The following is a 12,404-nucleotide window of genomic DNA, read 5'->3' as shown; positions in this document are numbered from 1 at the left end:
TAATATAATATGGGGCACTTGTGTTGCTTAATAACATAGGTATTATAATATCACATATCTACTCCAATATCTAGTCTTTTTTTTATAATAAATTGGTCATGCTATTCTTTCCTATATTATCTTCTAATTCAAAGTACTTCTCTCTAAAAAGTCTATTTATTAATAACTTTTCTTCTGCTAGTTTCAAATTGTTACTTATACTCTTAGAAGTTTTTAGATTAAAAACTTCCTTAACTCTCTCAGTATCTAAACAGTGATTATATTTTAATAATAATAATAATATATATTTATTATCTCTATTTTTTAGCAATTCTATAAAATTTTCTTCATCAATTCCGTAATATTTGCATATGTTATTCAATATCTCTATATATTTCAATCCATTTTGCATATATATTCCTCCCTTTGAAATTATATCCCATTTTTTTCTAATTTAATCAACTTATTCCTAAATATCTTTATACAAAGGGAGTATTTAAATAAATATAGAACCTACTTAATTTAATTTCACACCGATAGTTAAGTTTGTCTTCAATGCAGGCTGTCCACCTATTTCTAGTATGTACATTGCGGTTATTGTTCCGCCCTCTTTACTAATATCAATATTAAGTTTTTTAGTATCTATTTGAAGATCCATAACACCGTACGGCGTTTTATATAGAGATATTGTTCTATGATTATTTCTAAATTCCATTTTAGTTTCTGTAGTGCCTTCTCTTATTAAATCAAAAGAATCATTTCTTATTATTATAGTAGTCTTTGTCCCTTCCATCCCTGAAAGCTTTGTTTCCTCATACTCTACCTTAAATCCATCTTCTATTTCATGGAAATCTCCTGGAGTTACTACCCCTACAAGATCCTCTTCATTATCCAATACATAACTATCTACCGTTATAATAGCTTTTTTCTTCATATTCTCCTCCACTTATAATATATTATATTTGAATATTATTTTTGACTTTCAGAAATAAGCTTTAGCTTTATTAAATTCATTTGACAACTATATAAATTTCGTGAATAAAACTTCCAAATATCCTATTAATATTATTTAAATATATCTCGAAATATTTCCACTATTTTAAACTTTATCTTTATATTATTTCCATCTGCCTGCTTATCCCCTACATTTTCAGTTGAATCGTCTTTAGATTCTAATTCAAAACTTTTTCCATTTGACTTTATTTTATTCTCTGTTTTATCATATTCCACTTGTGCCTTTGATTCGTCTACAAAACATAATGGAGGAAACATTACACACCACCAGTTTCTACCTTGTCCACTTCCTATAATTATTCTAAAGGCCTCATAATTTCCTTGAGGTAAAGTGATATTACCATAAGACTTATCAGGAAAATTTTCCCTAGACAATTCAACTTTTACATCATAATCATAATTATTATCCTTAATCACTTGTTGTGCAAGTGTTTTAACATCTTCCATCTTATCTTTTATAATTTTTCTTGATTCATCTAATGATTGTGAAGAATTTAAATAAGGATATAGATAATCTATAACTCTATTCTTAACTTTTAACTTCAATTGTTGATCATCATCATTATCACTATTAGCAATTACATGAAATCTTATTAATGAATCTTTAACCTCGTCGTAATTGAGAACCCTCATATTATTATCATTTTTATTACTTTCTGTTGCAATTAAACTATTTACCAAACTTGTACTATTACCTCTAACAATGCTTGTACATCCAGAAAATATATTTATACTTAATGTTATTAAAACTACCAATACTATTTTTTTTAATTTCAAATATTTTATCATAAACAAACCCCCTTGTAGCTAAAATTATTACCACTTGGAGGTTTTTTATACATTCAATTTGAATTAAATTGTTCTTGTTATAAATACATCTTTATATTTTTTTTTCATTTCATCATAACATAACTGTGCTTTTAGCATATCATCAAAAAGAGCAAAAACAGTTGGTCCACTACCACTCATCATTGTACCTATAGAGCCAATAGATTTCATTTCTTCCTTAATGTTAGCAATAACTCTATGCTTCCTTAAAGTAACATTTTCTAATAAATTTTTCATATTATTTGCTACAAAATAAACATCATCATTATTCATATTTTCTATTAAACTATCTATTTTAGGATGAAATACAACTTTTGATAAATCAAAGCATTTATAAACTTCTTTTGTTGATACACCAAAAGGTGGCTTTACTAAAACTATTATTTTATCTTTAAATGATTTTAATTGGGTAATTTTTTCTCCTATACCTTCGCACAGTGCTGTTCCACCTTTTATGCAATATGGTACATCAGCTCCTAGTTTTAGCCCTATAGATTTCAATTCTTCATCACTTGCATTTACATTAAACATCTTATTCATAAGCTTTAAAACTCCTGCTGCATCGGTACTTCCGCCTGCCAATCCAGCTGAAACAGGTATATTCTTAGTTAACTTTATATCTACTCCCTGACTAATAGAATAAGTTTCCTTAAATATTTTTGCTGCTTTATAAGCTAAATTTCTTTCATCTGTAGGAACATAATGTTTATTACAATTTAACCTTATCTCAGATTCAGTTTTCTCTATTTCTATTATGTCATATAAATCTATAGTTTGCATTATCATTCTTAATATATGATATCCGTCTTCTCTTTTCCCAACAATATCTAAGGCAATATTTATTTTGGCATAAGCCTTAATCTTCATTATTTTATTCCTTTCTTAACATTTTGACAATATTTTATCATAGGTAAAAAATCTTGTCTAATTAATAAATTAAAAAAGGATTAATAATGTCTATTAAACATTCTACTATGAGATCAATTTTAGATAACTTTAAATCTTTTATCAAGAGTTATAATGTATTACTGTACTGTTTATATTCTTCATCGAACGTATCTAGTTGTTTGTTTGGTTCCTCATTTATAAACTCTAAAAGAGAATCTAATTTTTCATAGAATACTACAATCATATCGCCCTTATTACTCATATCTATTGCATATTTTAACGCTTGAACTTCATCTAGACAAATCTTCAAATTTGCATTTTTATTAGTTTTCAATATTGACTTTTCTAATATATCTGCAATCTCTCCAGATTTTCTACCCCTTTTATCCTTATCTTCTTTTATTACTATTTTATCAAAATTATTAGCACATATTTCTCCTATTGCGTATCCTATATCGTCTTTTCTATCTCCTGGTATTCCAATTACCCCAATTAAATCATTATCTCCCTTAATCTTTCTCAATGAAGATATAATCGCTCTATAACCTTCAATATTATGAGCATAATCTAATATAACTCTTCTGTTAAGGTAATTGTACATGTTAAATCTTCCGCTATTATCTTCATTCTTTAACCCAAAGTCCATAAAACCTTTTGAAATCATACAATAATCAACTTCTAAGCCTACAAGCCCTGCACAAGCTGCCATTGCATTTTCTATATTATATTCTAATGTTCCATTATATGATATTGGTAACTCTCTAGTAGCTACAATTTCATACTTCTTCTTATTATTAATTACGCAAATTTTATCATCTTCAACAAATACAGCTATTTTGCCATTAGCTATATTTTCTTGTATCAACGGATTTTCTTTATCTTTTGCAAAATAAATTTTTTCTGCTGTGAATCTATTTATTACAGTTTTGCTATATTTATCATCAGCATTTACAACAACAAAACCATCATCTTTTACTGCTTCTCCTACTAAAGCTTTTGTAAAGCTCAACTCTTCAATAGAATTAATTCCATCCAAGCCCAGATGATCATTGGTTATATTTGTGATTATTGCTACATCTGCCAACTCATATGCTAGCCCTCTTTTAACCAATCCTCCTCTAGCAGTTTCTAAAACAGCTACATCTACATCTTTATTCATCAGTATTGATCTTGCGCTATTAAATCCAGAATCATCTCCCTTATGTATACACTTTTCATTCAAATATACACCATCAGTCGATGTCATGCCTACATTGCTTCCCATCTTTCTTAGCACATGACTTATTAACCTTGTAGTAGTTGTCTTTCCATTAGTGCCTGTAATAGATATTACAGGTATATTTTTAGGTTCTTCATCATAAAGCGTTTCAAGTATTGCTTTTCCCACATTACGCCTTTTACCTTTTGAAGGGAAATGGTGCATTCTTATACCTGGTGCGGCATTTATCTCTAAAACTACTCCATTATTATCCTTAAGCGGAACACTAATATCTTTTGCACAAATATCAACTCCACAAATATCTAACCCTAAAGTTTTAGCTGCATTTATGCAACTTTCTATATTTTCCTCACAGATTTCATCAGTGCAATCTATTGCTATTCCACCAGTAGAAAGATTTGCATTCTCTCTTAATAATATTTTTTCACCCTCTTCAGGGATATAGTTCAGTTCCAATCCTCTTTTAGAAAGGCATGATATTAACTCAGCATCAATTTTTATTTTGGTTAATGCTTTTTCATGATCCTCTCCTCTTAATGGATCCTTATTAAGAACCTCTATTAACATCCTTAAACTATCTTTTCCATTTCCAATAACATATGGAGCAATTCTCAATGATACAGCTACCACCTTGTAATTTACAACACAAACTCTGTAGTCGCTTCCTTCAAAGTATTTTTCCAAAATTATATCCTTTTGATTTTTTCTTAAGTTAATATATGCATCAACCAATTGTTTTTGATCTTTTATATTCAGTATTACTCCTTGACCCTTGTTTCCGCATTGTGGCTTTAAAACCACTGGATATCCAATTCGTTCTGCTTCTTGTAATAATCCAATTAAATTAAGCACTTTACTTCCGTCTGCTACAGGAATATTTTGAGTTTGAAGCAACTGTTTTGTTAAGAGTTTATCACAAGATATATCAACTCCTACACAACTAGTCTTGTTTCCTATAGAAGCTTCTATAATTCTACCCGCTTTTCCATATCCTATTTGATATATGGTACTGTCCCCTAGTTGCATAACAGGAAGTTTATATTCCCTTGCAGCATCACATATTGCTTTTGTAGTCGCACCCATTTGCTCATTTTGCAATATATTTTGTATAATTTTCATTCTTCCATCGAAATTTATTGGATTTTGCGCTATCAAAGAATTCATTAAATCTATGGCTAAATTAGCCACCTCAAGTATTGTATTTTTATATTCATATTGTACGATAATATAATACATATCGCCTTTAATTTCTCTTGCCTTTCCATAAGCAACATCTATTCCTAAATTATTTTGCATCGCTATCATAGTGTGTTCACAAATATGCGCTAGGTAAGTTCCTTCTTTTAGTCTTTTAACAAAACCACCTTCTTCATCAATTCCGCATCTATGATTTTTTAATTCAGGAATTATGTTTACAAGATTAAAATTAAAATTCGGTATGTCCTTACTTGCTATTTCAGAATATCCTTCCAAATCCATATCTATTCTTATACACTTTTTATGAGAATAAATATTTTGGCCTTCATATATTCTCTTTTGTATTATCTTCATGATTAAACTTTTCCTCCTCAAAAGGTGACTTTTTTATAAGATCAAATTTATTTCCATCAGTTAATACATGCAACTTAACATTATGCATACTCAAAATATCATCTGCATATAATTCTGAAACATTAGTATATGTAATTGCACTACCATCAATAAAGTAAACTGCTCCTTCACCTATTACCTCTATCATTCCAGATTGGTTTACTACTATTCCTGTATTCTCATCTATTCCTATTCCTAAAACCTCAGGGTTTTGTGCAATTCCTGTTAATAATCTCCCTATTCTTCCTCTTTGAGCAAAATGTTGGTCAATTATAACATCCTTAATCAACCCAAGGCCTGGAGACATTTTTAATGTGCATTTTCTAGGATCATCATCATCTTCCCCTTGAACTATCATTGTGTCACTCATTACGGATGCTCCTGCTGAAGTACCTACTATAAATGCACCATTCTTCCAAGCTTCTTCTAATGCATCATAAACCGGAGTTCCGCCAATTAAACTTGTTATTTTTAATTGATCTCCACCGGTAAAAAATATTAATGAAGAATCTCTGATTAGCTCTACATTCATATCATCAGATGCTTCTGTTCTCTCACTTATATCTAATACCTTTATATTTTTTACTTCAAGTTCTCCAAATACCTCTTTATATTTATTTGCGGCCTCTTTAGGATAATCAGTTGCAATAGTTGCAATTAATAAAGTATCTTTACTTTTGTCAATTGAATCACATACTCTTTTTAAAATTTCTTTTTTGCCTTCTTTATCTTCGGCTCCTCCAATGATTATTAAATTACCACTTAAAACTTTTTTCAAATTTTCTCACCTCATATCATGCATTACATATTCTATCCACCAGATTAAATAATTATTCAAGAAATTTGGCTGCTGCAAATGCCAAACCACGTTTCCTATAAGAATAATTTCTCTAGTTTTTACTTCCTTAAGTTCGAAGTAATTAGCAACTATAAAACAAAACTTAGTTTGTGTATTTTTCATTTTATTATGTAAATATTTTTTCTTCATATCCAAAAACTTTTTCTATTTTTAGATCTTAATAATATTGCTTCATAAAAAAAGAGATACTCCAGAATTCATCTAATGAAATTCTTAAAGTATCTCTTTTTTTATGAATTTAATTAATTTTAGAATATTGCCCTTCCTGGTATTATCAATTTTTGTCCTTCTTCAATATGTTCTGGATCTTCAATCTTATTTATTTTAATTAAATCGTCAACTGTTGTATTATATTTTTTTGCTAAGTTCCAGAAAGTATCCCCTTTACTAATTACATATATAGTAATACTAGCTTTCTTTTCTGGAATATCGCCCTCTTCTTCAACCACATCTGAAACAAATTCTTTATTCATTTCATACAATACTCTGCCAGATAGTATCACAGTAGCTTTAATAGCTATATTATTTCCTTCTATAGCTGCTTCAATATTTTCTAAATTATTTTTAATTATAGATTTCATATTTTCATCTGCGCCTGCTATATCAATTGCAGCTGAGAATGGTATCTCTGCTTTAACACTTGATAGGTATTTCTCCTCATCAGTTGTCTTATACAATATACTTGCTTTTATAATTCCCTCTACAATAACTCTGTCTTTTACAACTTGTTTATCTGTTAATATTATAGCCCCATTAGCAGATATTATATGTTCAGGTCTCAAATCATTATCTTTCAATTGAATATTATACTTAACAATTGCTTCAGAATTATTCATTCCATGAAGAATTCCAACTTCATGTTCATCTTTTTTGAGACTAAGCAAACAATTGGTAGAATATGCATCTTTAATAGTATCTATGTTTTCTTTTGAAAATATCTTAACATTTGCTCTAACTACAAGCTCATCGTTTATAATTCTTATTTCGCCTAAATCATCTTCTTCCAACATTAAATCATTATTTGATATTTCATAGGAAACAGTTGGAATCATATCTGATGTTATACCATTAATTTCTTCCTCTTTTGATAAATAAATATCATCTTCTAATGGAATTATTTCCTTAGAATCTTCTCCTTTGTATAGTATATTTAATTTGCAGTAACAGCCAAGATAAACTTTATCTTCTGTTATTTTTATTTCCTTTTTATGAAGTAGTAAGGAACACTTTAATATTTTGCTGATTTGTGGTTTATCCATACCAACTCTAATCATAGATTTGCCTACTAATTCAACATCCTCTGTTGCATTGATTTTATTAATTGTCTCTGTTTTTTTCAATACTTCTACTTGATCATTGCCCTCAATATCTTTTACAAATTCAAATTCATTGCTCTTGTAAAGTTCCCAATCTACAGTAACTATACCCTGAATAGATATTTTCCTCTCATTCATTATGTTTGCTTCAATATGTTCAATATTACACTCTGCCTCGCAAATTACTCTATTTTCCCCTTGATTTAAGTCAATATTATTTGTAAAGTTCTGATTATAATTCACCGAATTTACTGCGAGTCCCTCTTCTTTAGCTAAATATATTACTGTGTACTCAACCTTTCCTTCTATAACTACTTTATCTCCAATTATTTCTTTATTAGTTACCATTGGTCTAGCTTCAACAGTTAATATCTCTTGTACATCAGGATGGGTATCAGGGATTAAGTATTCATCTTTTAATACCGAATTCGTATTATTTTCCCTAAGCAATTGTTCAAACTGTACATTTTCTTTTACAATATCTATATCTGCCATATTTTATACCTCCATAAAATTCCTACTATTCATTTATATACATATGAGTAGAAATTTATGATAAATATATTTTTATTTTATTCTAACAAATTAAGTAAACCTTTTACTTAACAATATTTTTTTAAATTTTTTTGCGTTTTTTATTGACATATACTATTTTTTGTCGTAATATAGTAATTGGTTATTGACCATATAACCTCTCATAAATTCTCAATACCCTTTTATACCATAGTTGAAAGATGGAAACCCACCATCTTTCTTTTTTTATAAAATTATTTAGTTAATCTAAATCCTATTATCATTTTAATCATAAAATTATATTCTATTTATGGATTTCTACGTATAAAAACACTTCTTACAATTTCTAATTCATTAATTATTTTAAATAAATATGAATAGTAGAAACTCACTTTTAAAATAAGACAAAAAGAAAAAACTCCGAATTAATCGAAGCTTATATTCTAGTTGGAAATACCAATTGTACAGTCTTTGTTAATACATCTGAATAACTATAAGTCACGGTCCTTTGGGTGTCATTTTTTAATCTTATAACAAAAATACTTGGGTATACACTTTCAATTATACCATCATTAACTAAAATCTTTTTCCTTCCACCATTAGCTTTTAGAGTCACTTTCTGACCGACGTGTCTCTCTATATCGTTTTTAATGGAAGCAATAGTTTTAACTTTTTCCATGTAAACACCCTCTTTCATACTAATTATATAACAAAATCATAAATTAGTCAAGTAAAATAAATATTTTATCATTTATAGCACCATATTGTCAATGTAAACATTTTTCCAATTATATATGTTTTCAAGCTATTTTATTATATTATCTGCTTTTTCTTAATTATTATTCCCCTTATCATTAAATTTAATTCTATAACATTTCATAATCTATAAATAACCTTAATTTTATTTCTAAATTGATTCCATGTTCATACTTAGATAAGTATATAATTTAAAATCAGATATTATATTAAAAATCTTTCTTAGCTCAATGTTATATCTATAAACTATTCCCCCTTCAATTATTCTATACTCTTATCCTATTAACATAATTTCGAGTATTTCCAATGTTATATATTGACCAATACTACTTACAGTAATATTGGTCAATAGTTTATTCATTACTATATTTTTTAAGAAAATCTTAGTAGACATTTTATATAAAGCTGGAATTCCCTCCCCGTTCAGAATTTATTCTCAACAATACTAAATGACATTTTTTAATCATATAAAAATATTTTTTACTATAAAATACTCCTTTAATCACACGTACATTAAAGGAGTATTTATATTTATTCTCTATTTTTCATTAATTAATTTTTCAATTTGATCAGCAATTTTCTCTGGTTCATATGTTGGTGCAAATCTAGCTATTACTTTTCCCTCTTTTGATACAAGGAATTTTGTAAAATTCCACTTAATATCATCTCCACTTGTATTAAAGCCTTTTTCTGATAAAAGATTATACAATCCCTTTGATGCATCATCTTCGCTTGCAATAGGAGCCTCTTTCTTTAAAAAAACATATAATGGATCACTATTCTCTCCATTTACATCAATCTTTGCAAATGTTTTAAAAGTTGTTCCGTATGTTAATTTACAAAAATTTGATATCTCTTCATTAGTCCCCGGCGCTTGCTCAAAGAATTGATTTGATGGAAAATCTAATATTTCAAATCCACTGTCTTTATATTTATCATAAAGCTTTTGAAGCCCTTCGTATTGTGGAGTAAACCCACATCCTGTAGCTGTATTAACAATTAGTAATACCTTTCCCTTGTATGTCTCCATAGAAACTGAATTTCCATTTATATCTTTTACTAAATAATCATATATCATTTTGCTTCTCTCCTTATCATCTTTAATATGAACTTAAGTGAATAAACTTATGTTTTCATAAATTATATTTTATAAAATTAAATTTGTTTAAACCATTATATATTCTATTATTATTTTTGTCAAATAGAAATATTATATTTATTAATTATAGTTAAAAACTTCAATACTCTTACTAATTGTTTAGATGCATTGAAGTTTTTAATAATTTATTTTATGCAATTCCTATCTAAATTATTTATTAAATATAAGGAGATTTAGGATATCCTTCTCTATACTTTCCCCTGGTCTGCAATCCTCCAACTCCCTTTATTCCTGTTATCGTATTTTCAATAACATCAGTTATTGAGACTACCTTATCAATTCTTGTATAAGCAATCTTCTCACATACAAAAACAGGGTCCAGGCAGTGTATTAATACTCGATTTGGACTCGAGGCAAAATTAGCACCTACGTCTAATATTCTTTCATAGCAACTTTGACAAGCCCCTGCAAATATTACTAATTCATCATAACTTGAATTATAATTTCTTAAGTTTTTGACTGATTCTAAATAATATCTTGAATTTCTATAATTATCTAAATTCAAATAATCCCTTGGTTCTCGTAAAACACTATCGTGTCCAGTTAAAACTACTATGTCCGGTTTTATTTCTTTAACTAAGTCTACTATTACCTCTGGTTGATCTTTTTCCGCTATAGCTCTCCCCACTGCATCTAAAGATAATTGCTTATATACCTTTAAACAAGTCTCCATGTACTCACTATCCCCATCTACATGGAGAATCTTTCCTGGTCTTCCAAACATCAATTCATTCTTCGTCTTTATCTTAGGAGATTTTTCAACTTTATCCCTAAGATCACCTCGTAGTATCATAGCTTTCTTTATGGCCTCATTAACTCTTGTATTTAATATTTTATCTTGAGATCCAGTGTCCTCTTCTGCCATTTCAAGATCATCCAAACTTGCATCTGCTATTATTCTTATATTAATTCCTTTTAGAATTATATTATACTTTCCGCCACTATCTTTAATATCAATTATTTTAAAAGTAATATCTTTATTATAAGATTTTCTAACAACTATATCTCCTATTTCCATTACTTTCTCCTAATACATTCTTTCACATTATAATATGGTAAAGATTATTAAAGGTTTCTAAATTAATATAAGAATGATTTTATTCTATCTAGGCAAGAACAAAATAAATGAACTATCGAAATAATTTTTTAATTATTTCGGTAGTTCATATTATTATGTTTATTATATCTTATATTCATTCTTGAATTTTTCTAAAAATTCTAGGTATTTCTCTTGCTCATGTATTATTGATTCTAACTTACCTGCAAATGTATTTTGCCCCCAATTAACTTCATTATAATAATATCTATTTGCAAGCCTCCAATATCTTTGTGGGAATTGAAGATATGCATATAATACCTTATATTCCTCTGGTTTTAATTTTGATACTGAATCATAGGATTCTATAATAGCTGTCGCAAATTCTAAATTCCACTCAACTCTCTTTAGCACCTTTATCATAAAATTGCTTATATCAAAAGTTCTAACTTCTCTTTTACAGTAATCAAAATCTATAACATGTACATCCATACTATCGCTTAAAATTATATTATGATAAGTAAAATCATGATGGCAAAAACTTTTTTCATTCTCAGCAATTGCACATAACTCATAGTAATCTGACTCATTTAAAGTCACTAAGGATTTCTTTCCAATCTCTTTATAAAACTCCATAGATTTTAAATAAAGCATGTCAAAATCACTTTTTATACTTTTTTTCCTTACCATATCTCTCATTTTATCTAAAGATTTAATTCTTTTTTCTATTAAATGAGGCCATCTGCCAAGATCACTTTTGAGCTTAGAATTCTCAGGTGGATCATAGCCCTTAGATGCTTCATGGAGATTAGCTAAAGTCTTTGCTGCTATTTTTACTTCATCTATGTTATGGAAGTCACATTCCCTTCCTTCTAACCATTCAGACAAAGTATATAAGTCTTCATTAACCAATGCATAAGGCTCTCCATTTATGTTTAAATAGTATTTATCTAAATTATTAAAACCATTTTTTCTTAAGTGCTCTTTAGCACCATACACGAACAACAACTTTTGGGGTCCATAATTTATTTTTTTCAAACATCTCTCGCCTTTATCTGTTTTAAGATAGTATACGCCTTTATTTGCCTTTATTTTTTCTATCTTTATATTGAATTGTCTTTCAATTTCAAATTCCCTCATCATACTTCTCACCTCCTGTATATTTATATGAGGATATCATTTCTTTTATTAACATTTTTTATATTCTTTTAATATAATACATTAAGACAAATGCTATGAAAGGGTTT

The 12,404-nt window shown here is 28.1% G+C and carries 11 protein-coding genes; all 11 read right to left on the bottom strand.

Translation table 11 applies throughout. From position 1 onward, the window contains the following. Nucleotides 1–82: 82 nt before the first annotated feature. Nucleotides 83–391, bottom strand: coding sequence for a hypothetical protein (locus F3K33_RS02285; RefSeq protein ID WP_023974841.1), 309 nt, complete (start codon nt 389–391; stop codon nt 83–85). Between the two features lie 105 nt (nt 392–496). Further along, nucleotides 497–913: a YwiB family protein gene (locus F3K33_RS02280; RefSeq protein ID WP_011967745.1), complete on the bottom strand. Its 417-nt coding sequence runs from the start codon at nt 911–913 to the stop codon at nt 497–499. Between the two features lie 131 nt (nt 914–1,044). Next, nucleotides 1,045–1,782 (bottom strand): stage II sporulation protein R, encoded by a 738-nt coding sequence (gene spoIIR / locus F3K33_RS02275; RefSeq protein WP_011967744.1) that lies wholly within the window; start codon nt 1,780–1,782, stop codon nt 1,045–1,047. A gap of 63 nt (nt 1,783–1,845) precedes the next feature. Then, complete coding sequence (gene ispE / locus F3K33_RS02270) at nt 1,846–2,688, bottom strand: 4-(cytidine 5'-diphospho)-2-C-methyl-D-erythritol kinase (RefSeq protein ID WP_023974839.1); 843 nt, start codon at nt 2,686–2,688, stop codon at nt 1,846–1,848. A gap of 148 nt (nt 2,689–2,836) precedes the next feature. Beyond that, nucleotides 2,837–5,479, bottom strand: a complete 2,643-nt coding sequence (cphA, locus tag F3K33_RS02265; protein ID WP_039771792.1) for a cyanophycin synthetase — start codon at nt 5,477–5,479, stop codon at nt 2,837–2,839. After that, nucleotides 5,451–6,296, bottom strand: coding sequence for a cyanophycinase (locus tag F3K33_RS02260; protein ID WP_011967741.1), 846 nt, complete (start codon nt 6,294–6,296; stop codon nt 5,451–5,453). Before F3K33_RS02260 ends, cphA begins: the two co-directional genes overlap by 29 nt. Before the next feature lie 329 nt (nt 6,297–6,625). Next, complete coding sequence (locus F3K33_RS02255; protein ID WP_039771790.1) at nt 6,626–8,188, bottom strand: DUF3794 and LysM peptidoglycan-binding domain-containing protein; 1,563 nt, start codon at nt 8,186–8,188, stop codon at nt 6,626–6,628. Between the two features lie 454 nt (nt 8,189–8,642). Next, nucleotides 8,643–8,885 carry a Veg family protein gene (locus tag F3K33_RS02250; RefSeq protein WP_011967739.1) on the bottom strand — a complete coding sequence of 81 codons (243 nt, stop codon included), beginning with the start codon at nt 8,883–8,885 and terminating at the stop codon, nt 8,643–8,645. A 615-nt stretch (nt 8,886–9,500) separates the two neighbouring features. Beyond that, nucleotides 9,501–10,040, bottom strand: a complete 540-nt coding sequence (locus F3K33_RS02245) for a glutathione peroxidase (protein WP_011967738.1) — start codon at nt 10,038–10,040, stop codon at nt 9,501–9,503. Between the two features lie 238 nt (nt 10,041–10,278). Next, complete coding sequence (gene yabG, locus F3K33_RS02240; RefSeq protein WP_011967737.1) at nt 10,279–11,139, bottom strand: sporulation peptidase YabG; 861 nt, start codon at nt 11,137–11,139, stop codon at nt 10,279–10,281. 162 nt (nt 11,140–11,301) lie between these two features. Further along, entirely contained in the window at nt 11,302–12,300 is a 999-nt protein-coding gene (locus F3K33_RS02235; RefSeq protein WP_011967736.1) for a CotS family spore coat protein, read from the bottom strand. Between the last annotated feature and the right edge of the window lie 104 nt (nt 12,301–12,404).

Source organism: Clostridium beijerinckii (assembly GCF_008705175.1).
Classification (GTDB): Bacteria; Bacillota; Clostridia; order Clostridiales; family Clostridiaceae; genus Clostridium; species Clostridium beijerinckii.
Note: the sequence above shows the minus strand (reverse complement) of the source record. Positions and strands in the feature narration are given on the sequence as shown.